This is a genomic window from Kitasatospora mediocidica KCTC 9733, from assembly GCF_000744225.1.
Taxonomy (GTDB): domain Bacteria; phylum Actinomycetota; class Actinomycetes; order Streptomycetales; family Streptomycetaceae; genus Kitasatospora; species Kitasatospora mediocidica.
In genome coordinates this window covers 1,550,164-1,573,652 of the sequence record NZ_JQLN01000007.1, presented here as the reverse complement: position 1 = coordinate 1,573,652, position 23,489 = coordinate 1,550,164, and the positions used below count along the sequence as shown (strand labels likewise).

Here is a 23,489-nt window from a genome sequence, read left to right as displayed (position 1 = left end):
CCCAGGTGGCGCCGCCCGACGATACTGACCAGGGTGTTCATCTCGATCTCCACCACCGGTACGGCCGAACGTCCGGCCACAGACCTGGGCTACCTGCTGCACAAGCACCCGGGCAAGGCGCAGCGTTTCTCCACCTCGCACGGTGAGGCGCACGTCTTCTATCCCGAGGCGAGCGAGGAGGCCTGCACAGCGGCGCTGCTGCTGGACATCGACCCCATCGCCCTGGTCCGGCGCGGCCGCGGCAAGAGTCGCGGCGGCTCCTCCGGTGCGCCTTCCGGAGCCGCGGCACTCGGCCAGTACGTCAACGACCGCCCGTACGCCGCCTCCTCACTGCTCGCGGTGGCCCTGCGCACGGTCTTCCGTACGGCGATGAAGGGCGTCTGCGAGCTGCGACCCGGTCTCGCCGAGCAGCCCCGGCCGCTGCGGATCGTGTTGCCGGCCGTGGCGACGGGCAGCGGCGAGAAGCGCTCGCACGACCACCGGCCGTCCGAGGAGCAGGCGCAGGACCAGCGACCGTTGGTGAACCGGCTCTTCGAGCCGCTCGGCTGGACGGTCGAGGCGGAGTCGATCGCGCTCGACACCTCCTTTCCGGAGTGGGGCGACTCGCGCTACACCCGGCTGGAACTGAGCGGCTCGCTGCGCCTGGCCGACGCCTTGCAGCAGCTCTACGTGCTGCTGCCGGTGCTGGACGGGTCCAAGCACTACTGGGTCGCGCCCGACGAGGTCGACAAGTTGCTCGACGCGGGTGAGGGCTGGCTCGCGGACCACCCGGACCGCGCGCTGATCATCCGTCGCTACATGCACCGCCGCTGGTCGCTGGCGAACGAGGCGATGCGCCGTCTGGAGCTGACCCGGCTCGCGGAGACGGACGACCGGGAGGCGGAGGAGCTGGACAACGCGGTGGACGCGACGTCGTCCGCCGACCGGAGCGAAGCCGATGCGGACGGGTCCGCCGAGCACGCGGTCGCGTCCGACGCCAAGCCGGTGCCGCTCGCCCAGCAGCGCCGCGTCGCGATCCTCGACGCCCTGCGCGAGGTCGGCGCCACCCGGGTGCTCGATCTCGGCTGCGGGCAGGGCGAGTTGGTCGCGGCGTTGCTCAAGGAGCCGCGCTTCACCGAGATCCTCGGTGTGGACGTCTCCTCCAGCGCGCTGTCGGCGGCCGAGCGCAAATTGCGCCTGGACCGGCTGTCGGAGCGCCAGGCGGCCCGGGTGAGGCTCGTCCAGGGGGCGCTGACCTACACCGACGCTCGGCTCAAGGGCTATGACGCCGCGGTGCTCTCCGAGGTCATCGAGCACCTGGACCTGCCCAGGCTCCCCGCGCTGGAGCACGCCGTCCTGGGCGCGGCCCGGCCGACGACGGTCATCGTCACCACGCCCAATGCCGAGTACAACGTCCGCTGGGAGACCCTCCCGGCGGGCCACGTCCGGCACGCCGACCACCGTTTCGAGTGGGACCGCGCCGAGTTCCGCGCCTGGGCGGAGCGCGTGGCCGCTCTGTACGGGTACACGGTCAGCATCCGGCCGGTGGGCCCGGACGATCCCGAGGTCGGCCCGCCGACCCAGCTCGCCCTGTTCCACCTCGGTACGCCCGCTCCCACGACTGCCGCCCCCACGACCGCCGCCGCCACGACTTCCGCTCCCGGCGCCTGCGCCGCGATACCCGCCACCGACCCGACCGCCTCTCCCGAAGGGAGCGTGACCCGATGACCGATGAGACCCTGGCCGCCCCGCACGCCCCGAAGCACCGACGGCTGCCGGTCACCGACCTCTCGCTGGTCGTGCTGATCGGTACCAGCGGCGCGGGCAAGTCCAGCTTCGCCCGCAAGCACTTCGCCCCGACCCAGGTCATCTCCTCCGACTACTGCCGCGGGCTGGTCTCGGACGACGAGAACGACCAGTCAGCCTCCGCGGCCGCCTTCGAGCTGCTCCACTACATCGTCGGCAAGCGGCTGACCGCCGGCCGGCTCACGGTGGTGGACGCCACCAACGTCCAGCCCGAGTCGCGCAAGCAGCTGATCAAGATCGCCCGCGACCACGACGTCCTGCCCATCGCGATCGTTCTGGACGTCCCGCCCGGCGTCTGCGCGGAGCGCAACCGCTCGCGACCCGACCGGGACATGGGCGCCCAGGTGATCCCCCGCCAGCACCGCGAGCTGCGCCGCTCGCTGAGCGGCCTGGAGCGCGAGGGTTTCCGCAAGGTGCACCACCTGCGTGGAGCGGAGGAGGTGGATGCCGCCGAGATCGTCACTGAGAAGCGCTGGAACGACCTGCGCCACCTCACCGGTCCGTTCGACATCGTCGGTGACATCCACGGCTGCCGCTCCGAGCTGGAGACCCTGCTCGTCCGCCTCGGCTACACGCTCGCCCGGGACGGGCAGGGCCGCCCGGTCGACGCCGTCCACCCCGCCGGACGGACGGCCGTCTTCGTCGGCGACCTGGTCGACCGCGGCCCGGACACCCCGGGCGTGCTGCGCCTGGTGATGGGCATGGTGGGCGCGGGGCACGCCGTCTGCGTGCCGGGCAACCACGAGAACAAGCTCGGCCGGGCGATGAGCGGCCGCCCGGTGACGGTCTCGCACGGGCTCAAGGAGTCCCTGGATCAGCTGGCCGGCGAGTCGGACGAGTTCCGCGCCGAGGTCCGCGCCTTCATGCGCGACCTGGTCAGCCACTACCTGCTCGACGACGGCAATCTGGTGGTCTGCCACGCAGGCCTGCCGGAGAAGTACCACGGTCGCAACTCGGGCCGGGTGCGCTCGCACGCCCTCTACGGCGACACCACCGGTGAGACCGACGAGTACGGCCTGCCGGTGCGCTACCCGTGGGCCGAGGAGTACCGGGGCAAGGCGCTGGTGGTCTACGGCCACACGCCGGTACCGGTGGCGACCTTCCTCAACAACACCATCTGCCTGGACACCGGCTGCGTCTTCGGCGGTTCGCTCACCGCGCTGCGCTACCCGGAGCGCGAACTGGTCTCCGTCGCTGCCGAGCAGGAGTGGTACGCGCCGGTCCGGCCGATGGCCACCGACGCGCCGGGCGCCCGGGAGGGCCGTCCGCTGGATCTCGCCGACGTGGCCGGCCGCCGGGTCGTCGAGACGTCCCTGCACGGGCGGGTCACCATCCGGGAGGAGAACGCGGCCGCCGCGCTGGAGGTGATGAGCCGCTTCGCGCTCGATCCTCGGCTGCTGCCGTACCTCCCGCCGACGATGGCGCCGAGTCCCACCTCCCGCCGGGAGGGCTACCTCGAACACCCGGAGGAGGCCTTCTTCGCCTACCGCGCGGACGGCGTCCGCCAGGTGGTCTGCGAGGAGAAGCACATGGGCTCGCGGGCCGTCGTGCTGGTCGCGCGGGAGCGGGCCGGGCTGGAGCGGCGCTTCGGCATCGACTCCTCCGGCGCCGTCTGGACCAGGACGGGCCGGGCCTTCCTCGGGGACCAGGAGCTGACCGACGCGATCCTCGACCGGTTGCGCGCGGCGGCCGAGGCGGCCGGGCTCTTCGACGAGCTGGCCACCGACTGGCTGCTGCTGGATGCCGAGCTGCTGCCGTGGTCCCTGAAGGCGATGGACCTGCTTCGACGCCAGTACGCCTCCGTCGGTGCGGCGGCCGGCGCGGCCCTGCCCGAAGTGCTGTCGGCGCTCGGCCGGGCGATGGAGCGCGGGATCGACGGGCTGGCCGAGCTGACGGCCCGTCACCGTGAGCGGGCGGCGGACGCTGCGGCGTTCACCGAGGCGTACCGGCGGTACTGCTGGCCGACCGAGGGGCTCACCGGGATCCGGCTGGCGCCCTTCCAGGTACTGGCGGCCGAGGGCGCCAACCTCGCCGTGCGCCCGCACGACGAGCACCTCGCCTGGATCGACCGCCTGGTCGCCGCCGACGAGGCCGCCGTCGTCGGCGCGTCGGGCGCGTCGCCGCTGGCCGGCGCGTCGTCAGGTGCGTCCGGCGGGCCGGGTCCGGTGGAACCGCTGCTGCGCGCGACCGGTCGGCTCCTGGTGGACACCGAGGACGAGGCCTCGATCGCCGAGGGCATCGCCTGGTGGGAGGAGCTCACCAAGGCCGGTGGCGAGGGCATGGTGGTCAAGCCGCTCGCCTCGCTCGTCCGCGCCGGTGCGGGGGAGGGACGGCCGGGCGGCCTGATCCAGCCGGGCCTGAAGGTCCGCGGGCGCGAGTATCTGCGGATCATCTACGGTCCGGACTACACCGGGCACCTGGACCAGCTGCGGCAGCGATCGCTGGGCCACAAGCGCTCGCTCGCGCTGCGCGAGTACGCGCTCGGGCTGGAGGCGCTGGACCGCCTGGCGGCCGGCGAGCCGCTCTGGCGGGTGCACGAGCCGGTGTTCGCCGTCCTGGCGATGGAGTCCGAGCCGGTGGATCCGAGGTTGTAATCGCTGGGCTGGGCCCCGTGTCGTCGGCACGGGGCCCAGCCTGGATTGGTCCTGCATATAAATTCCATCTATCGTATACACTTCCCGTGCTGGCGTACCCGTGACGCCAATCCAGCGTCCCCGCCCCGGGCGCCATCCATTCGCGTCGGGTCCGACGCACCGTCACCCCAGGAGCCCGGCATGGCCTCGAACCTCCGGAACCGGCACTTCCTCAAGGAGCTCGACTTCACGGCTCAGGAGTTCCGCTTCCTGCTCGACCTGGCCGCCCAGTTGAAGGCTGCCAAGTACGCGGGCACCGAGCAGCCCCGGCTGCGTGGCAAGAACATCGCGCTGATCTTCGAGAAGACCTCGACCCGGACGCGCTGCGCGTTCGAGGTGGCCGCCCATGACCAGGGGGCCTTCACCACCTACCTGGACCCGTCCGGTTCGCAGATCGGCCACAAGGAGTCGATCAAGGACTCGGCCCGGGTGCTGGGCCGGATGTTCGACGGGATCGAGTACCGCGGGCACGGGCAGGAGCTGATCGAGGAGCTGGCCGAGTACGCCGGGGTCCCGGTCTGGAACGGCCTCACCGACGAGTGGCACCCCACCCAGATGCTGGCCGACATGCTGACCGTCCGGGAGCACTCGACCAAGCCGCTCTCCGAGGTCTCGCTCGCCTACCTGGGCGACGCGCGGAACAACATGGGCAACTCGCTGCTGGTGACCGGCGCACTGCTCGGCCTGGACATCCGGATCGTCGCGCCCGAGCAGCTCTGGCCCGCCGAGGAGGTCCGCAAGGCCGCCGAGGAGCTGGCGCTCGCCAGCGGCGCGCGGATCACCCTCACCGAGGATGTCGCCGTGGGCGTGGCCGGCGTGGACTTCCTCTACACCGACGTCTGGGTCTCGATGGGGGAGCCCAAGGAGGTCTGGGTCGAGCGGATCGAGCAGTTGCGGAGCTACCAGGTCTCCATGGACACCGTCCGGGCCACCGGAAACCCGGACGTCAAGTTCCTGCACTGCCTGCCGGCCTTCCACGACCAGGGCACGGTGCTCGGCCGACAGCTCTTCGACATGACCGGGATGTCCGCGCTGGAGTGCACCGACGAGCTCTTCGAGTCCGCGCACTCCATCGTCTTCGACCAGGCCGAGAACCGTCTGCACACCATCAAGGCGGTGCTGGTCGCCACCCTCGGCTCCTGAGGGTCCGTGAGGTCAGGCCGTGAGGCCAGGCCGTGAGGTCAGCCCGCGGGGTCACGCCGAGGGGAGGCCGATGCCGCGGATCTCGCAGCGCGGCCCGCTGGCCCGCATCAGTCGAAGGTCCGCGGTGACCAGCGGCGCGTCCAGCAGTTCGGCCACCGCGACGTAGGCGGCGTCGTCCGGGGTCAGGTTGTCCTTCAGCTCCCAGACCCGGCCGAGCAGCGGCGCCAGCTCGACCTTCCGGAAGGCGAGTGCGGGCAGCTCCGCGGCCAGGGCGCCGACCTGCTCGGCGGAGTTCTCCTTCGCCAGGTACCTCCCGCGCAGTGACTGCATCACCTCGATCAGCAGGTGTTCCGGCGCGGCCCACTCGGCGTCCGCCGCCAGCGCGGCCCGGGCTTCGTCCCCCCGGGGCCCCTGGTCGGCCAGCGCGAGCACCAGGGCGGAGGCATCGACGACGATCATGGGCTGGGCTCCCTGGACTCGGCCGGTACGCGGGATCCCCGGCGCCGGGGATCCCGCGTACCGTAGCCCGCCGGGCCGCCCGGCCGTGCTGTTGCCCCCGCCCGAACGCCTGCGGCGGCCGTGCTGTCGCCCCCGCCCGGACGCCCGCGGCACGCGGGTGTGTCGCGGGCTCGCGCGGCCGGACTCGGCCCGGACTCGGCGAGGACTTCGGGGCAGCGCGAAGGTAGGGGAGAAGTGGGGGAGAGTGGGACGCGCCAGGGGGTGCCTGAGGTCCCTCCGCGGCGACCCATGCACTATGGTTTATCTCGACATCGAGATAACTCCACGCTATGATTTATCTCGATATCAAGATACTTGCCGAGAGGTACCCGCTTCTCTATCGGTAAGGCAGCCCTAACTTAGGTTCACCTTACCAGCACCTAGAAGGAGTCAGTCGTGTCCGCGAACAGCTTCGACGCCCGCAGCTCGCTGCAGGTGGGCGACGAGTCGTACGAGATCTTCAAGCTCTCCGCCGTCGATGGTTCCGAGCGGCTGCCGTACAGCCTCAAGGTGCTGCTGGAGAACCTGCTCCGCACGGAGGACGGCGCGAACATCACCGCCGCCCACATCAGTGCGCTCGGCAACTGGGACGCCACCGCCGAGCCGAGCGAGGAGATCCAGTTCACGCCGGCCCGCGTGATCATGCAGGACTTCACCGGCGTCCCGTGCGTCGTCGACCTCGCCACCATGCGTGAGGCCGTCAAGGAGCTGGGCGGCGACCCGGCGAAGATCAACCCGCTGGCCCCGGCCGAGCTGGTCATCGACCACTCGGTGATCGCCGACAAGTTCGGCACCAAGGACGCCTTCACCCAGAACGTCGAGATCGAGTACGGCCGCAACCAGGAGCGCTACCAGTTCCTGCGCTGGGGTCAGACCGCGTTCGACGAGTTCAAGGTCGTCCCGCCGGGCACCGGCATCGTCCACCAGGTGAACATCGAGCACCTGGCCCGCACCATCATGGTCCGCGGCGGCCAGGCGTACCCCGACACCTGTGTCGGCACCGACTCGCACACCACCATGGTCAACGGCCTGGGCGTGCTGGGCTGGGGCGTCGGCGGCATCGAGGCCGAGGCGGCCATGCTCGGCCAGCCCGTCTCCATGCTGATCCCGCGCGTGGTCGGCTTCAAGCTGAACGGCGAGCTCCCGGCCGGCGCCACCGCCACCGACCTGGTGCTGACGATCACCGAGATGCTGCGCAAGCACGGCGTGGTCGGCAAGTTCGTCGAGTTCTACGGCGCCGGCGTCAGCGCCATCCCGCTGGCCAACCGCGCCACCATCGGCAACATGTCGCCGGAGTTCGGTTCGACCTGCGCGATCTTCCCGATCGACCAGGAGACCATCCACTACCTCAAGCTCACCGGCCGCAGCGAGCAGCAGCTCGCGCTGGTCGAGGCGTACGCCAAGGAGCAGGGCCTGTGGCACGACCCGTCGGTCGAGCCGGTCTACTCCGAGTACCTGGAGCTGGACGTCTCCACCGTCGTCCCGTCGATCGCCGGCCCGAAGCGCCCGCAGGACCGCGTGAGCCTGGCCGAGGCCGCCACGAAGTTCGCCGAGGTGCTGCCGTCGTACGCCGCCCAGGCCTCGAAGCCGACCGCGGTCACCGCCGCTGACGGCACCTCGTACGAGATCGACAACGGCGCGGTCGTGATCGCCTCGATCACCTCCTGCACCAACACCTCCAACCCCTCCGTCATGCTGGGCGCCGCCCTGCTGGCGAAGAAGGCCGTGGAGCGTGGCCTGCACGTCAAGCCGTGGGTCAAGACCACCCTGGCCCCCGGGTCCAAGGTCGTCATGGACTACTACGAGAAGGCCGGCCTCGTCCCCTACATGGAGAAGCTCGGCTTCAACCTGGTGGGCTACGGCTGCGTGACCTGCATCGGCAACTCGGGCCCGCTGCCCGAGGAGGTCTCCGCCGCGGTCAACGAGGCCGACCTCGCCGTGGTGTCGGTGCTCTCCGGCAACCGCAACTTCGAGGGCCGGATCAACCCGGACGTCAAGATGAACTACCTGGCCTCCCCGCCGCTGGTGGTCGCCTACGCCCTGGCCGGCAACATGAACATCGACATCACCCGCGACGCGCTGGGCACCGACACCGAGGGCAAGCCGGTCTACCTCGCGGACATCTGGCCGTCCGAGCAGGAGGTCGCCGAGGTCGTCGCGAGCTCGATCGACCAGGACATGTTCGCCAAGGACTACGCGGACGTCTTCGCCGGTGACCACCGCTGGCAGTCGCTGTCGATCCCGACCGGCAACACCTTCGAGTGGGACGCCGAGTCCACCTACGTCCGCAAGCCCCCGTACTTCGAGGGCATGACGATGGAGACCACCCCCGTCACCGACATCGCCGGCGCCCGCGTGCTGGCCAAGCTCGGCGACTCGGTCACCACCGACCACATCTCCCCGGCCAGCAACATCAAGGCCGGTACGCCCGCCGCCCAGTACCTCACCGAGCACGGTGTGGAGAAGCGCGACTTCAACTCGTACGGCTCGCGCCGTGGCAACCACGAGGTGATGATCCGCGGCACCTTCGCCAACATCCGCCTGCGCAACCAGATCGCGCCGGGCACCGAGGGCGGCTACACCCGCGACTTCACCCAGGCCGACGGCCCGGTGTCGTTCATCTACGACGCCGCGCAGAACTACCAGGCCGCCGGCACCCCGCTGGTCATCCTGGCGGGCAAGGAGTACGGCTCGGGCTCGTCCCGTGACTGGGCCGCCAAGGGCACCGCGCTGCTGGGCGTCAAGGCCGTCATCGCCGAGTCCTACGAGCGCATCCACCGCTCGAACCTGATCGGCATGGGCGTGCTGCCGCTGCAGTTCCCCGAGGGCCAGAGTGCCGACTCGCTGGGCCTGACCGGCGAGGAGACCTTCGCGATCTCCGGCGTCGTCGCGCTCAACGAGGGTGGCATCCCGCAGACCGTCAAGGTCGTCGCGGGTGACATCGAGTTCGACGCCAAGGTGCGCATCGACACCCCCGGCGAGGCGGACTACTACCGCAACGGCGGCATCCTGCAGTACGTGCTGCGCAGCCTGATCAACGGCTGACCCCACGAAGCACCACGACGGGCCGTACCCCTCAGCGCGAGGGGTGCGGCCCTTTCGCATGTCCGCGCCCGCCCGGATGTTGCGCGAAGGTGCACATTTCTATGGCCAACCGCGCAGTGCGGCGTTAGATTCTGGGGGCCGCCGCGCAGGGACGTGAAATATGCAGGCACCCTGCACATTGCACATGCTGCACCGCCGACAACGCTTTGACCCCGGCGAGGCGTTACCGACGGGGAGACTATTGCCGCCGGATGAACAAAGGACTATACCTTTGCCCATCGAGGAAACCGCCTCTGACCGGCGCCTTCGCCGCTAGGCACGGTGAAGGCGCAGTCGAGGCAGGAGAGTTGACGGACCGTCGACCCACGGCAACGGACGTCACCGACCCGGCACTTTCGCGCCGCGCGAGCTTTTGGCAGGGCTCTGCGCGGAGTTCGGCAGCACCTCAGCAGCACGGAAACCGATCCATACATTGAGGGCGAGGGGTTAGGGCACTCATGGGCTCTGCAATCGAGTACAACCGCCGCGACATCTTCAAGCGCGCGGCCGCGATCACCGTCCTTGCGGCCGGCGGCGGTTCGCTGCTCGCGGCCTGCGCCGGCGGCACCGGCAGCAGCAGTGACAGCAAGAGCGCGAGCCCGGGCGGCGGCAGCGCGAGCAACCCCTTCGGCGTCAAGGCGAGCGACCCGCTCGACGTGGTGATCTTCAAGGGCGGCTACGGCGACGACTACGCCAAGGACTTCGAGGCGATCTACACCAAGGACTACGCCGGGGCGAAGATCAGCCACCTGGGCACCACCGACATCGCGGGCAAGCTCCAGCCGCGCTTCAACGCCGGCAGCCCGCCCGACGTCGTCGACAACTCCGGCGCCTCGCAGCTCAAGCTGGATGTCCTGGCGAAGAACAACCAGCTCACCGAGCTGACCCCGCTGCTGGACGCGCCCTACCTGGACGACCCGACCAAGAAGGTCCGCGACGTCCTGCTCCCGGGCACCCTGGATGCCGGCACCATCGACGGCAAGGTGTGGTCGCTGAACTACGTCTACACCGTCTTCGGCCTCTGGTACTCCAACAAGCTCTTCCAGGAGAAGGGCTGGACGCCGCCCAAGACCTGGGACGACTTCATCACGCTGTGCGGCACCATCAAGGCGGCCGGCATCGCCCCCTTCGCCCACCAGGGCAAGTACCCGTACTACGCCAACTACACGATCATGGACCTGATCGCGAAGCAGGGCGGTACGGAGCTGTTCAAGCGCCTCGACGCCTGTGACCCCACCGCCTGGGACGACCCGGCGGTCAAGGCGGGCATCTCGGCCTTCTACGAGATCATGGACAAGGACTACCTGCTCCCCGGCACCAACGGCATGACGCACACCGAGTCGCAGACCGCCTGGTGCCAGGGCAAGGCCGCCTTCATCCCGTCCGGCTCGTGGCTCGAGAACGAGATGATCAAGATCACGCCGGCCGACTTCGACATGGCGTTCCTGCCGGTCCCCGCGCTCGCGGGCGACAAGATGGGCCCGACCACGCTGCGGGCCGGTGCGGGCGAGCCGTTCATCGTCCCCAAGCAGGCCAAGAACAACGCGGGCGGCCTGGAGTTCCTGCGGATCATGCTCACCAAGGAGGCCTCCGGCAAGTTCGCCGCGGCGGCCAACTCGCTGACCGTGCTGAAGGACGGCGTGGGCGCCGACGTGGTGCTGAAGCCGGGCACCAAGTCCTCTTCCGCGGCGCTCACCGCGGCGGGCACGAACACCTTCTACTACACCTACCCGGACGTCCAGACCGAGTTCGACACCGCGTTGCAGGCGGCCACCGCCGACCTCTGCGCCAAGCGGATCGGCCCGGACCAGTGGATCGCGCAGGCCAAGGCCGCAGCGAGCAAGGTCAAGCCGGCCTGACGATCAGTCGCCGGCCAGTGACAACAGGCACCGGAGACCGCCCAGCGGTCTCCGGTGCTCCCGCGCCCGCGGCAGGCTGTGGCGGACAGGAGCAATCTTCATGCGTCATCGTAAGTACCCATTCATTGTGGGCTTCCTCTTCCTCCCGGTGCTGCTCTACACAGTGCTGGTGATCTGGCCCTACATCCAGACCTTCGGCTACTCGCTGACCGACTGGTCGGGCGTCTCGCCGTCGATGAACTTCGTCGGCTTCAAGAACTACACCGCGCTGCTGCACGACGACATCTTCATGACGGCGCTGGGCCACAACCTGTTGCTGATCGTCCTGCTGCCGGTGGTCACCATCGTGCTCGCGCTCTTCTTCGCCTTCATGCTCAACGTCGGCGGGCGCGGCGGCACCGGCGGCATCCAGGGGGTGCGCGGGGCCGGCTTCTACAAGGTGGTCTTCTTCTTCCCGCAGGTGCTGTCGGTGGCGATCCTGGCGGTGCTGTTCGAGGCGGTCTACCGCAGCGACGGCGGCGGCCTGCTCAACGGCGTCCTGATCAAGCTGGGCCTGGAGAACGCGCAGCAGCCGATCCTCTGGCTCTCCGACCCCGACCTGGTCTTCTGGTGCATCCTCGCGGTGCTGATCTGGTCCGGTGTCGGCTTCTACCTGGTGATGTTCTCCGCGGCGATGCAGTCGATCCCCAAGGACATCTACGAGGCCGCGCTGCTGGACGGCTCGGGCCGCGGGCAGACCTTCTTCAAGATCACCATCCCGCTGCTCTGGGACACCATCCAGACGGCCTGGGTCTACCTGGCGATCGCCGCGATGGACGCCTTCGCCCTGGTCTCCACGATGACGCCGCCCGCAGGCATCTACGGCGGTGGCCCGAACCACCGCAGTGAGGTGCTGGCCACCTACCTGATGCGCAACTTCCTGCCGTTCGGCAAGGCCGGCTACGCCTGCGCCATGGGTGTTGTGATCTTCTTCATCACCCTCATCCTGTCCGTCGTCTCGCTGCGGGTCACCCGGCGCGAGCGGATCGAGTACTGAGCGGGGCCGAGGTATGAGTACCAAAGTTGACAAGACGAGCACCATCCCGGCCCAGGGCTCCCCGACTGCGCCGGTCCGCCGCCCGCTCAAGGAGGAGCGGTTCGCGGACCGCGGCGGCGTCATCAACGTCTTCTCGCACGGCTTCCTGGCCGTGTGGGCGATCATGATCATCCTGCCGCTGGTCTGGGTGGTGCTGGGGTCCTTCAAGGACAACGCCGAGATCGGCGGCAGCGCCTGGTCCTGGCCCTCGCACTGGAGCTTCAGCGCGTTCGGCCGGGCCTGGAGCAAGGGCGGCATCGGCGGTTACTTCACCAACACGCTGATCGTGCTGGCCGGTTCGCTCACCCTGACGATGCTGCTCGGCGCGATGGCGGCCTACGTGCTGGCCCGCTACGAGTTCCGCGGCAACCGGATCATCTTCTACATGTTCGTCGCGGGCGCGATGTTCCCGGTCTACCTCGCGCTGGTCCCGCTGTTCTTCATGGTGAAGAACCTCGGCTCCATCTCCCCGCTGCTCGGCCTCAACAGCTATCTGGGGCTGATCCTGGTCTACGTGGCGTACTCGCTGCCGTTCACCGTCTTCTTCCTGCACTCGTTCTTCCGGACGCTGCCCACCGCGGTGCACGAGGCGGCGATGATGGACGGCTGCTCGCACGCCCGGGCGTTCTTCCAGGTGATGCTGCCGATGGCGAAGTCCGGCCTGATCAGCGTCGGTATCTTCAACGTGCTGGGCCAGTGGAACCAGTACCTGCTGCCGGTCACCCTGATGCAGCAGCAGGGCGGCAGCGACCCGGACCGCTCGATGCTGGCCCAGGGCCTGGTCAACCTGGCCTCGACCTCGGGCTACGCGAGCGACTTCCCCGGCCTCTTCGCGGGCATGACCATCGCGATGCTGCCGGTGCTGGTGGTCTACCTCTCGTTCCAGAAGCAGGTGCAGTCCGGCCTGACCTCGGCGACGCTGAAGTAGCCGCTGCGACAGCCGCACCCGGCCGGCAGAAACGGCCCGCCCCGACGAAGGGGCGGGCCGTTTCGCGTGCGCTCAGGCCCGTGTCGCGTGTGCTCAGGCCCGGTCGGCGGCCTGGGCCCGCAGCGCGCGGGCCAGGTCGTCACGGCACTCCAGGACGAGGCGGCGCAGGGCGGGCGCCGCCTCCCGGTGGTCGGCCAGCCAGCTGTCGGTGGCGTCCAGCGTCTCCTGGTCGGTCTGCAGCCGGGGGAAGAACCCGCCGACGAAGCGCATCGCGATCTCGATGCTGCGCTCCGCCCAGACCTTCTCCAACAGCTCGAAGTAGCGCGGCGTGTACGGCGCCGTCAGCTCGCGCTGCCCGGCCTGGGAGAAGCCCGCGGTCTGCGCGCTGACCAGCGCGTTGGGCAGCTCGTCCGAGTCGGCCACCGCCGACCAGGCGGCCGCCTTGGCCTCGGCGGTGGGTCGTGCGGCCATGGCCTGGACGGCCTTCTGGTTGCCGCCCGCGGTGTTGTCCCGCTTCAGCTCGGCGTCGATCTGCTCGACGGTGGCCCGGCCCTCGGCCGACAGCGCGAGCCAGAACGACCAGCGCAGGTCCTGGTCGACCTCCAGCCCGTCGATCGTGGCCCGCCCGGCCAGCAGGTCCTCCAGCAGCTGGAGCTGCTCGTCGCCGGTCGCGGTCTCGGCCAGGAAGCGGGCCCAGGCGAGCTGGTGGTCGCTGCCGGGGGCGGCGGCGCGCAGCTCGCGCAGCGCGCCCTCGGCGAGCAGCTGCCCGCCCGTCGCGCGCCAGGCCGGATCGACGTACAGCGACAGGGCGCCCAGTGCCTGCAGGTGGAGGCTCTGCAGCACGCCGATCTCCGACTCGCGCCCGGCGAACCGCAGCACCAGCGCCAGGTAGTCGCGGGCCGGCATGAGGCCGTCCCGGGTGAGGTTCCAGCAGGCCGACCAGGCCAGCGCCCGGGCCAGCGGCTCGCGGATCTCGCCCAGCGAACTGCTCACCGTGGCCAGCGAGTCGGGGTCGAAGCGGATCTTGCAGTAGGTCAGGTCGTCGTCGTTGACCAGGATCAGCGCCGGGCGCGGGCGCCCGGCCAGCTCCTCGACGACGGTGCGCGCCCCGGTCACGTCCAGCTCGACCCGGTCGGTGCGCACCAGTGAGCCGTCCGCCTGGTGGTCGTACAGGCCGATGGCCACCCGGTGGGTCCGCAGGGTCGGCTGCTCGTCCGTCGCGTCCTGCAGGACGACGAGTTCGGAGATCCGGCCGTCGTTGTCCACGGTCAGCTGCGGGGTGAGCGAGTTGACGCCGGCGGTCTGCAGCCAGGCGGCCGACCAGTCGGCCATCGCCTGCTCGCCGCGGCCCGAGGTCACGGCGAGGATCTCCAGCAGGTCGCCGAGCACGGTGTTGCCGAAGGCGTGCCGCTTGAAGTACTGCCGGGCGCCATCGAAGAAGGCGTCCCGCCCGGCGTAGGCGACCAGCTGCTTGAGCACCGCCGCACCCTTGGCGTACGTGATGCCGTCGAAGTTGAGCTTGGCGTCCTCGACGTCGCGGATGTCGGCGGTGATCGGGTGGGTGGTGGGGTACTGGTCCTGCTTGTAGGCCCACGCCTTGCGCTGGTTGGCGAAGGTGACCCAGGCCGACTGGTAGCCGGTGGCGGCCTGCTGGGAGAAGGCGCCCATGAAGTCCGCGAAGGACTCCTTCAGCCAGAGGTCGTCCCACCAGCGCATGGTGACCAGGTCGCCGAACCACATGTGCGCCATCTCGTGCAGGATGACGTTGGCGCGGGCCTCGTAGGCGGCCGCGGTGACCCGGGAGCGGAAGACGTACTCCTCGCGGAAGGTCACACAGCCGGGGTTCTCCATCGCGCCGATGTTGTACTCGGGCACGAAGCACTGGTCGTACTTGCCGAACGGGTACGGGTAGTCGAACTCGTCGTGGAAGAAGTCCAGGCCCTGCTTGGTGACCGTGAAGATCTCCTCGGCGTCCAGGTGCGCCGCCAGCGACTTGCGGCAGGTGGCCGCCAGCGGGATCTCCAGCCGTGTGCCGTCCGGCAGTTCGCGGCTCCAGTGGTCGCGCGCCACGTGGTACGGGCCGGCCACCACGGCGGTCAGGTAGGTCGAGATCGGCTGGGTCGCCAGGAAGTGCCAGGTCTTGGCGCCGTCCTGCTCATCGACGCTCTCCTCGGCGGAGTTCGCGTAGACGTCCCACGCGGCCGGTGCCGTCACGGTGAAGACGTACGGCGCCTTGAGGTCGGGCTGCTCGAAGTTGGCGAACACCCGGCGGGCCTCGGCCGGTTCGTAGTGCGTGTAGAGGTACGTCTCACCGTCGGCCGGGTCGGTGAAGCGGTGAAGGCCCTCGCCGGTGCGGCTGTACGCGCAGTCCGCGTCCACCACCAGCACGTTCGAGTCGGCCAGGCCGTCGACGGCGACCCGCATGCCGTCGAAGGCGGTGGCCGGGTCCAGCGGGCGTCCGTTCAGGGTGATCGAGCGGACGCCCGGCGCCAGCAGGTCCACGAAGGTGGCGCTGCCCGGCGCGGAGGAGCGGAAGCGGATGGTGGTGGTGGAACGGAACGTGGCGGCGGAGGCGTCGAGCGCGCTGGTGACGTCGAGGTGTACCTCGTAGCCGTCCACGCTCAGGATCCCGGCGCGCTGCTGTGCTTCGTCCCGGCTGAGGTTCTTCCCCGGCACTGCGGTACTCCTTTGTCCGGCTCGCACGGTGCTGTGCAGAAATGGTGGGCAGGTCTTGCCCTCCGGCATCTTTTCACGCGTGACGGGCCGTTCAGGGGTTCATTTCGTTAGCTGGGAGTCCGCTGGGAGTCCCGACGCTGCTTGGCGTAACCGGCCGCGCTCAGCAGCGTCACCAGGACGCCCGCGGCGTAGAGCTGCTCCCGGTCACCGGCGGTCGTGGTCATCAGTCCCAGGATGCCGACCACCCCGGCCAGCGCGATCCAGGTCAGGTACGGGAAGCCCCACATCCGCACGGTCAGCAGCTCGGGCGCCTCGCGCTCCAGCCGGCGGCGCATCCTCAACTGGGAGACGGCGATGAAGATCCAGACCACCAGGATGGCCACGCCGGTGGTGTTCATCAGCCAGCTGAAGACGGTGTCCGGCCACCAGTAGCCGGCCAGCACGGCGGCGAAGCCGAACCCGCAGGAGGCCAGCACCGCGAGCCGCGGCACCCCGCCGGAGACCCGCGCCAGCGCCTTGGGACCCTGACCGCGGGCGACCAGCGAGAAGGCCATCCGGGAGGCGCCGTAGATGTTGGCGTTCATCGCCGACAGCAGCGCGATCAGCACCACGGCCTGCATGACCACGGCCGCCCCGGGCACGTCCAGCAGGCGCAACACCGTGACGTACGGGCCCTCCTTGACCACGGCCGGGTCGTTCCACGGCACCAGCGTGACGATCAGGGCCATCGAGCCGATGTAGAAGACGGCGATCCGCCAGACCGCGGTGCGCACCGCGTTGGCGACGTTGCGCCGGGGGTCGGCGGACTCCGCGGCGGCGATGGTGACCGTCTCCAGGCCGCCGTAGGCGAAGACCGAGGCCAGCAGGCCCGCGATCAGTCCGGTGGTGCCGTGCGGCAGGAAGCCGCCGTGGCCCGTCAGGTTGCTGGTGCCCGGCGCGCCGCCCGAGCCCAGCACGCCGCAGACGCCCAGCACACCGAGGACCAGGAAGGCCACGATCGCGCTGATCTTGACGGCGGCGAACCAGAATTCGAACTCGCCGAAGTTCTTCACGGCGGTCAGGTTGCTGGAGCAGAAGAAGGCCATGAAGACGCCGACCCAGGCCCAGCCGGGCACCCCCGGCAGCCAGGAGTTCATGATGGTCCCGGCCGCGGTCGCCTCGGCGGCCACACCGCAGCAGAGCATCACCCAGTACATCCAGCCGGCGGTCACCCCGGCCCACGGGCCGATCTCCTGCTCCGCGTGCACCGAGAAGGAGCCGGTGGCGGGACGGGCGGCCGACATCTCGCCGAGCATCCGCATGATCAGCATCACCAGCAGCCCGGAGAGCGTGAAGGCGAGGATGATCGCCGGACCGGCGGCGGCGATGCCCGCGCCGGAGCCGACGAAGAGGCCGGCGCCGATCACCCCGCCGAGCGCGATCATCGACAGGTGCCGGGGCTTGAGGCCGTGGGCGAGCTGGGGTCCCTCGGTGCCGACCGGGGCGAGCGTCGGCGCGGTGGGCGCAGGCGGAGCGGAGGTGGGGGCCATGAAGCGGATCCAGACGTTCGGAAAGCGGACTTGCCGTCTCACTATCCGGCGCCTCGGCTGAGACCGCCAAGGGGTCGGCCCGACGGCCCAGATGGCGGACGATGCCCTCACGTGCGGTGATGTCGCTCGCACGCTCCGCTGTCGGCCGGGGTGGAATTCCACCAAGGAATGACCTGACGCTTTGTCGGAGCGCGGCTCGAAGGCGGGTGGTTCGGGCGCGTAGGTTCACAACTGTTCACCGAAACGGCTGTTCGCCGAAACGGCTGGGGCCACCCCCACCCGCAGCCGCCGACCCAGAGTGGAGACCCCGATGGCCATCGCCTCGTCGATACCGTCCCGTACCGTCCTGGCCGATCTGCTGCCCGCCGCCGGCAGCCGGTTCGGCGCGCAGCTGCGCGAGGTGGCCCTGGTGGGCGGCGGTGCGGCGCTGACCGGCCTGGCCGCGCAGCTGTCGGTGAACGTACCCGGCTCGCCGGTCCCGGTCACCGGCCAGACCTTCGCCGCCCTGCTGGTCGGCACCGCGCTCGGCGCCCGGCGCGGCGCGGCCTCGCTGGCCCTCTACCTGCTGGCCGGGATGGCCGGGCTGCCCTGGTTCGCGGCCGGCGGCTCCGGCTGGGCGGCGCCGAGCCTCGGTTACGTGATCGGCTTCGTGCTGGCCGGCAGCCTCACCGGCCTGCTCGCCCGGCGCGGCGCCGACCGCAGCCCGCTGCGGACCGCGGCGGCGATGGTGCTCGGCAACCTGGCGATCTACGCGGTGGGCGTCCCGTACCTGGCCGCCGTGCTGCACGTCCCGCTCGCCCGGGCGGCGCAGCTGGGGCTCTACCCGTACCTGGTCGGCGACGGCCTCAAGGTGCTGCTGGCGACGGGCGCGCTGCCGCTGGCCTGGAAGCTGGTCGGCCGCCGCGCCTGACCCATGTGCCGGTCGGTCTCGGGCGCGCGCGCATGCCACACTCATACGCATGCGCGTGTACCTGGGTTCCGACCATGCCGGATATGAGCTTAAGAACCACCTCGTCGAGTGGCTGACGGCGGCCGGCCACGAGCCGATCGACTGCGGCCCGCACATCTACGACGCCGAGGACGACTACCCGCCGTTCTGCCTGCGGGCCGCGGAGCGTACCGCCGCCGACCCCGAGGCGCTGGGCATCGTCATCGGCGGCTCGGGCAACGGCGAGCAGATCGCCGCCAACAAGGTCAAGGGCGTCCGTGCGGCCCTCGCCTGGAGCGAGCAGACCGCCGCCCTGGGCCGTGAGCACAACAACGCCAACGTGATCAGCGTGGGCGGGCGGATGCACACCCAGGAGGAGGCGACGAAGTTCGTCGAGATCTTCCTGGCCACCCCGTACAGCGGCGAGGCCCGGCACACCCGCCGGATCGAGATGCTCTCCGCCTACGAGGTCACCGGCGAGCTCCCGCCGATCCCCGCCCACCACCCGCAGGGCTGACCCTCCCGATCCCGAGTCACGCCCTGGCCGCCCGCCTCAGAATCCGTGCGGCAGCCAGGGCGCGACGTCCCAGCCGAACGCCCGCGAGGCCTCGGCCAGCGCGCCTTCGCGCAACTCCTGCACCAGCCCGGCCCCGGCCAGCGCCGCCAGTGACCGGCCGCCGAGGTAGACCGAACCCAACTCGCGTGCCGACAGTGCCAGTTCGGCCCGGTCGGTGGTGGGTTCGCAGTTCGCCCCCTTGCCCGGTCCGGCGCTGTGCAGCCGCCAGCGCCCGGTGTTCCAGGGGCAGAACTCGTCCGTCACCTCCAGCACCACGTCCAGCGGGCACTGGTAGTCGCGCGAACAGAGCGCGTCGCCCACGTCGACCAGCCGCAGGAAGAGCGCGTCGGCCAGCTTCGGCATCAGCCGGCGAGGGTCGGAGACCAGGTGCAGCAGCGGGTCGTCCACCGGCAGGCTCTCGCCGATGACGGTGTCGGTGAGGTCGAGGTCCAGCAGGAACCCCCAGAGCGCCGCGTACGCCTGCGGCGTCGCCGCCGCCGTGTCGCGCACCCGCACCACGCCGGCCGGGCCGCCGTGCTGCCAGTCGCCCTTGGCGCTGTAGCGGGCGTAGCCCAGCAGCTCGCCGGTCGTCCGGTCCTCGGCCAGCACGCACTGCAGGGGCGAGCGGCCCCCGCGGTCCTCCGGCGGGTCCAGCAGCGGGAGCCGCTCCCAGCCGGGCAGCCGGGCCAGCATCCCCGGACGCAGCGGGACCAGTGCCGCGTACAACTTCTCGCAGGCCGCGGAGACCTCGACCGGGTCGGCCAGCCGCAGCCGGACCGAGTCGTCGGCGGGCCGTCGCACCCGCACCCGGGTGCGGGCGATCTCCACGCCCATCTTCCAGGTGGCCAGGCCGTAGCCGTAGCGCCCGTAGATCGCGGGTTCGGAGGCGGTCAGCACGGCGAGTGACTCGCCCCGCTCGTGGAACTCGTCCAGCTGGTGGCGCATCAGCGCGGTGAGCACGCCGCGCCGCCGGTGGGTGGGCAGCACGCCGACATTGGCCACCCCGGCGGTGGGAAGCACCGAGCCGCCGGGCACGGCCATCCGGAACGAGTAGGCGGCGGCCGCACCGACGGGGGTGGGGCCGTCCCAGACGGCCAGCGAGCGCTCGAACTCGGTCACCGCCCGCCACAGCGCCCGCCGCTGCGGCGAATCCGACTCGCCGCCGAAGGCGACCTCCACACAGCGGTACCAGGCGTCCCATTCGGACTCGGCGAGGGGACGAAGATCGAGGCTGGGATGGTCCGCAGGCTGTGTCATATGACACAGGTACCATCCGGGGCGGTGCGATGCGACCCCGTATCGCCCTGCTGTCCCGGATTGAGGTGGGACAGCAGGGGCGAGAGCGGCGGCGGAGCCGGCGCACAGCGGGCCGGACCGGCGCGCGCGGCCGCCGTGCGCCTCAACTCGCCTCCTGCGACTGGCCGGTGAGCCCCCAGGGGGCCTTCGCGGCCCGGCTGAAATCAGTTGGACATTCGGGAGTTGCGTGACAGCCCGTCGACGTGGACCGGTCCTGGTGGATAGGGTCTGCCCCCATGGCTGGCAGCACGCCGGGCTCACCGCCCCGGACGACCGCGACGGGAAACGCCGCCGCGGACCCCCTGAAGGCCCGGTTGCGCAAGCGGCTCTACCGGGCCCGCCGAACGCTGCGCCGAACCGGAGTGGACTACTTCCGCGGCGACGCCGCCGACTGGCTCGCCTTCGCCGTCCTGCTGCTCATGGTCCCGCTGCTGGTCGCGCTGAACGTCTGGATCCCGGCCTGGATCCCGCCGACCGCGCTGGTCCTGCCGATCCTGGCGGGCGCCTTGCTGCTGCGCCCGGGCTCGCTCGTGCTGCTCTACGCGGCCGCGGCGCTGGGCCTCTCCGCCGAGTCGGTGATCCACACCGGCGAGCGGGTGGCCAGCAGCCGCCCGGACGCGTACGTCTTCGGGGTCACCCCGGGCGCCGCGCTGGTGGTCGGCGCGGTCGGGGTGGCCGGGCTGCTGGTCGCCCAGTTCCGCAGCCGGGTCGGAGTGCCCTGGCGCGGCGGCGGCTCGATGCTCTTCGACCTGCGCGAACGCCTGCGGGTGCAGAGCCGGGTGCCCGAGCTGCCGAAGGGCTGGCACGCCGACATGGCGCTGCGTCCGGCCGGCGGGCAGTCCTTCTCCGGTGACTTCGTGGTGGCCGCCCGGACCGGTCCCGGCCGCCGGGTGCTGGAGGCGGTGCTGGCCGACGTCTCGGGCAAGGGCATGGACGCCGGTTCGCGTGCGCTGCTGCTCTCCGGGGCCTTCGGCGGCCTGCTCGGCTCGCTGCCGCCGCACGACTTCCTGCCCGCCGCCAACGGCTACCTGCTGCGCCAGGAGTGGGAGGAGGGCTTCGCGACCGCGGTGCACCTCGCGCTCGACCTGGACACGGGGGAGTACGAGCTGCTCTCGGCCGGGCACCTGCCCGGCATGCAGCGGCTGGCGGGCGCCGGACGCTGGGAGATCAAGGAGTCCGAGGAGGGCCCGTTGCTCGGCATCTACGACGGCGCCAAGTTCGAGGGCGTGCGCGGCCGGCTCGGGCCCGGCGACGTGCTGATGCTCTGCACCGACGGGATGGTCGAGGCGCCGGGCCGGGATCTCTCGGAGGGGATGGACCGGCTGATGGGCGAGGCCGACCGCCTGGTGGCCGGCGCGCACCTGGGCCCCGGCAGCCGCGGCGCCGCCGGCCGGCTGATCGAGACGGTCGCCAAGGACATCAACGACGACCGCGCCGTCCTACTGCTCTGGCGCGACTAGGCCGTGTCTGACACGGCCTAGGGCGGATCCCTGTCAAGTCCCGGCGGTGATCTTCGGCCAAACCTGCACGGTGGCCCGGAAGCCGCGTCAGACCCCCGGCGACCTTGCCGATCGCCCCCGCCGACGGTGCGTCAGCCGCCCTCCGCTATCGTCTCGGACGGCGGAAAATCGTCTCACATCGCAGGATCCTTGGCACAGGTCAGCGGCAAGTCCTTTACGCAGTCCGCATGGTCGACCACACTGAGTCCGGGCGGGACTGACCGGGACTGGGGGAGCGGGGGCATCACGTGCGGCGTAGTCGGGCTCCCAGGAGTCAGCCGTACGACTCCCGGGCTGCGGGCGTGGTCGGCGTTTCCGCTTCGGGACCGTCGGAAAGGCCGGGGTCCGCTTCGCCATGACATGAGGAAGTGAGTCTCCGGGTGGCACTCTCCGTCTCCGCGCTGGTTCTGTTCGGTGTCGTCCTGCTGATCTTCATCCGCAACAAGCAGATCAAGGTGCCGCACGCGATCCTGGCCGCGCTCTTCGGTTTCATGCTCAACCAGTCCACGGCCGCCAAGCCGATCCAGGACTTCCTGAGCGAGCTCGCCAAGTCCATCGGCCACCTCGGTGGCAGCTGACGGCCCCGAACCGGCGCGTCAGCGGGCCCCGGGCCCGTTACTGACCGGCGCGCCGGGCCTGCCACCAGCGCCGCAGTGAACCGCCGCGCCGGACCATCGCCGGATCGGCGACGACCAGGGCCGGCCGGGCGGGCTGCGGCGGGTGTTCGGCGGACCGGGCGGTCTCCAGCACGCCCTGGTCGGCGGTCAGCAGGATGAACAGCCGCGCCCAGCAGAAGCGTTCGCCGCGCGGCCAGTCCAACGCGCCGAGCGCCTGCGAGGCGGGCTGCGCCACCACGCCGTTCACCCGGACCTCGGCCACCTCGTCCCCCGCGCGCCCGCCGAGGAAGAGCTTCACGCCGTTCAGCCGCGGATCCGTCAGCTCCGGCGCGAGCGTGGCGGCCAGCGCGGGCAGCAGCTCGTGTTCGCCGAGCCAGCCGGAGAGGTCGGCGCTGCCGAAGCCGAAGACGGTGGCCGGGCCCTGCACCGCGTGCCAGCCGGGGAGTTCCGCGGGCTGCCGGTGGTCCCCGTAGCGGCCCCGGTGGTCGAGGAGTTCGACCACGGTCGAGGCGGTGGTGGCGGCCCACATCCGCACCGCGCTGTCGAGCTTCTCCTCCTCGGTGGTGCCCAGGCCCGCAGCGCAGTCCCAGACCACCGGGGTGTCGCCGCTGCCCAGCTCCAGCACGAAGCCGAGGTCCACATGGCCGGCCGAACCGTCCTCGGAGGGGTGCTCGCGGACCGCCACCGCGGTCGTGCCGGGGCCGCGCAGGAGATCCCCGTCGACGGTGAACTCCCGTCCGTAACGAGCCATTTCCCGGATCACTCCGCGCTGGATCGCGGCCAGCCGCTGCTCGGGACCCACGTCGCCCTCCCTCCGAGCCGAGACACCCCCGGCGCCCCTGTCGGACCGTCCGAACACGCGAACGGCCCCGGCTCGGGGAGCCGGGGCCGACGCAATCGGAGCGGGCGACGAGAATCGAACTCGCGTGGCTAGTTTGGAAGACTAGGGCTCTACCATTGAGCTACGCCCGCACACACTGACCTCCCGGCCGTCACCGGTCAGGAAGACGGGCCTCAGCCTACCTGGTCCGACGGCCCTCGCGCACACCGCTTGCACGCCGCCGCCCGGCGGGGGGAGCGGCTGCGAAATTCCGGCGAGCGGCCGATGCCCGGCGTGTACGCTTCCTCTCGCGACAGTGCGGGGTGTGGCGCAGTTTGGTAGCGCGTCCGCTTTGGGAGCGGAAGGCCGTCGGTTCGAATCCGGTCACCCCGACCACGATCGTTGCAGGGTCTCGTCCGGACGGACGGGGCCCTGTCGTTGTTTTCCGCCGTTGTTCCGCCGTCGTTTTCCGCCCCTGCTCCCGGTTTCCCGGTGACGGCGCGTGGTCCGGCGGACCGGCACGGTGGTGCCCTGGCGTGCGCCTTTCGTGGTACCGGTAGGAT

Annotated in this window: 16 protein-coding genes and 2 tRNA genes; 12 read left to right on the top strand and 6 right to left on the bottom strand. The window is 70.8% G+C overall.

The features are described 5' to 3' along the window. Positions 1-33 precede the first annotated feature (33 nt). From BS80_RS37160 to argF, 3 genes are all read left to right on the top strand, one after another. A complete protein-coding gene (locus tag BS80_RS37160) occupies positions 34-1,707 on the top strand; it encodes a 3' terminal RNA ribose 2'-O-methyltransferase Hen1 (protein WP_063772154.1) in 1,674 nt (557 codons plus the stop codon). Then, positions 1,704-4,379 (top strand): polynucleotide kinase-phosphatase, encoded by a 2,676-nt coding sequence (locus BS80_RS37155; RefSeq protein WP_035806246.1) that lies wholly within the window; start codon positions 1,704-1,706, stop codon positions 4,377-4,379. The genes BS80_RS37160 and BS80_RS37155 overlap by 4 nt, the downstream gene beginning before the upstream one ends. Positions 4,380-4,559: 180 nt before the next feature. Beyond that, positions 4,560-5,561: an ornithine carbamoyltransferase gene (gene argF, locus BS80_RS37150; protein WP_035806243.1), complete on the top strand. Its 1,002-nt coding sequence runs from the start codon at positions 4,560-4,562 to the stop codon at positions 5,559-5,561. 51 nt (positions 5,562-5,612) lie between these two features. Here the strand turns inward: argF and BS80_RS37145 are convergent, their stop codons facing one another. Continuing rightward, positions 5,613-6,020 carry a type II toxin-antitoxin system VapC family toxin gene (locus BS80_RS37145; protein WP_035806241.1) on the bottom strand — a complete coding sequence of 136 codons (408 nt, stop codon included), beginning with the start codon at positions 6,018-6,020 and terminating at the stop codon, positions 5,613-5,615. A gap of 435 nt (positions 6,021-6,455) precedes the next feature. Here BS80_RS37145 and acnA point away from each other — a divergent pair, with 435 nt between their 5' ends. The 4 genes from acnA (at position 6,456) to BS80_RS37125 (ending at position 13,005) form a co-directional block, all read left to right on the top strand. After that, positions 6,456-9,104, top strand: a complete 2,649-nt coding sequence (gene acnA / locus BS80_RS37140; RefSeq protein WP_035806239.1) for an aconitate hydratase AcnA — start codon at positions 6,456-6,458, stop codon at positions 9,102-9,104. Positions 9,105-9,601: 497 nt separating this feature from the next. Beyond that, positions 9,602-11,002 (top strand): N-acetylglucosamine/diacetylchitobiose ABC transporter substrate-binding protein, encoded by a 1,401-nt coding sequence (gene ngcE / locus BS80_RS37135; RefSeq protein ID WP_035806229.1) that lies wholly within the window; start codon positions 9,602-9,604, stop codon positions 11,000-11,002. A 100-nt stretch (positions 11,003-11,102) separates the two neighbouring features. After that, the gene (locus BS80_RS37130) at positions 11,103-12,038 is read left to right on the top strand and encodes a carbohydrate ABC transporter permease (protein ID WP_035806227.1); all 936 of its coding nucleotides are present in this window, start codon (positions 11,103-11,105) and stop codon (positions 12,036-12,038) included. 13 nt (positions 12,039-12,051) lie between these two features. Then, positions 12,052-13,005, top strand: coding sequence for a carbohydrate ABC transporter permease (locus BS80_RS37125; RefSeq protein WP_035806225.1), 954 nt, complete (start codon positions 12,052-12,054; stop codon positions 13,003-13,005). A 93-nt stretch (positions 13,006-13,098) separates the two neighbouring features. On the opposite strand, the gene pepN is transcribed toward BS80_RS37125, so the two are convergent. Both pepN and BS80_RS37115 read right to left on the bottom strand, forming a co-directional pair. Then, positions 13,099-15,681 (bottom strand): aminopeptidase N, encoded by a 2,583-nt coding sequence (gene pepN / locus BS80_RS37120; protein WP_035806224.1) that lies wholly within the window; start codon positions 15,679-15,681, stop codon positions 13,099-13,101. A 107-nt stretch (positions 15,682-15,788) separates the two neighbouring features. Then, a complete protein-coding gene (locus tag BS80_RS37115) occupies positions 15,789-17,210 on the bottom strand; it encodes an amino acid permease (RefSeq protein ID WP_035806221.1) in 1,422 nt (473 codons plus the stop codon). Between the two features lie 310 nt (positions 17,211-17,520). On the opposite strand from BS80_RS37115, the gene BS80_RS37110 reads away from it, so the two are divergent. After that, a complete protein-coding gene (locus BS80_RS37110; protein WP_035806219.1) occupies positions 17,521-18,120 on the top strand; it encodes a biotin transporter BioY in 600 nt (199 codons plus the stop codon). A gap of 49 nt (positions 18,121-18,169) precedes the next feature. Then, on the top strand, positions 18,170-18,655 hold the full coding sequence (locus BS80_RS37105; protein ID WP_035806217.1) for a ribose-5-phosphate isomerase: 486 nt from the start codon (positions 18,170-18,172) through the stop codon (positions 18,653-18,655). 36 nt (positions 18,656-18,691) lie between these two features. On the opposite strand, the gene BS80_RS37100 is transcribed toward BS80_RS37105, so the two are convergent. Next, positions 18,692-19,951: a GNAT family N-acetyltransferase gene (locus tag BS80_RS37100; RefSeq protein ID WP_035806215.1), complete on the bottom strand. Its 1,260-nt coding sequence runs from the start codon at positions 19,949-19,951 to the stop codon at positions 18,692-18,694. Between the two features lie 275 nt (positions 19,952-20,226). Here BS80_RS37100 and BS80_RS37095 point away from each other — a divergent pair, with 275 nt between their 5' ends. Both BS80_RS37095 and BS80_RS37090 read left to right on the top strand, forming a co-directional pair. After that, positions 20,227-21,450, top strand: a complete 1,224-nt coding sequence (locus BS80_RS37095) for a PP2C family protein-serine/threonine phosphatase (RefSeq protein ID WP_051967679.1) — start codon at positions 20,227-20,229, stop codon at positions 21,448-21,450. A 419-nt stretch (positions 21,451-21,869) separates the two neighbouring features. Continuing rightward, positions 21,870-22,067, top strand: coding sequence for a hypothetical protein (locus BS80_RS37090; RefSeq protein ID WP_035806214.1), 198 nt, complete (start codon positions 21,870-21,872; stop codon positions 22,065-22,067). A 37-nt stretch (positions 22,068-22,104) separates the two neighbouring features. Here BS80_RS37090 and BS80_RS37085 read toward each other — a convergent pair whose 3' ends face one another. Both BS80_RS37085 and BS80_RS37080 read right to left on the bottom strand, forming a co-directional pair. Then, a complete protein-coding gene (locus tag BS80_RS37085; RefSeq protein ID WP_035806212.1) occupies positions 22,105-22,908 on the bottom strand; it encodes a DUF6348 family protein in 804 nt (267 codons plus the stop codon). Between the two features lie 99 nt (positions 22,909-23,007). Then, positions 23,008-23,078 (bottom strand) — tRNA-Gly (locus tag BS80_RS37080). A 167-nt stretch (positions 23,079-23,245) separates the two neighbouring features. On the opposite strand from BS80_RS37080, the gene BS80_RS37075 reads away from it, so the two are divergent. Continuing rightward, positions 23,246-23,322 (top strand) — tRNA-Pro (locus tag BS80_RS37075). Positions 23,323-23,489: the final 167 nt, after the last annotated feature.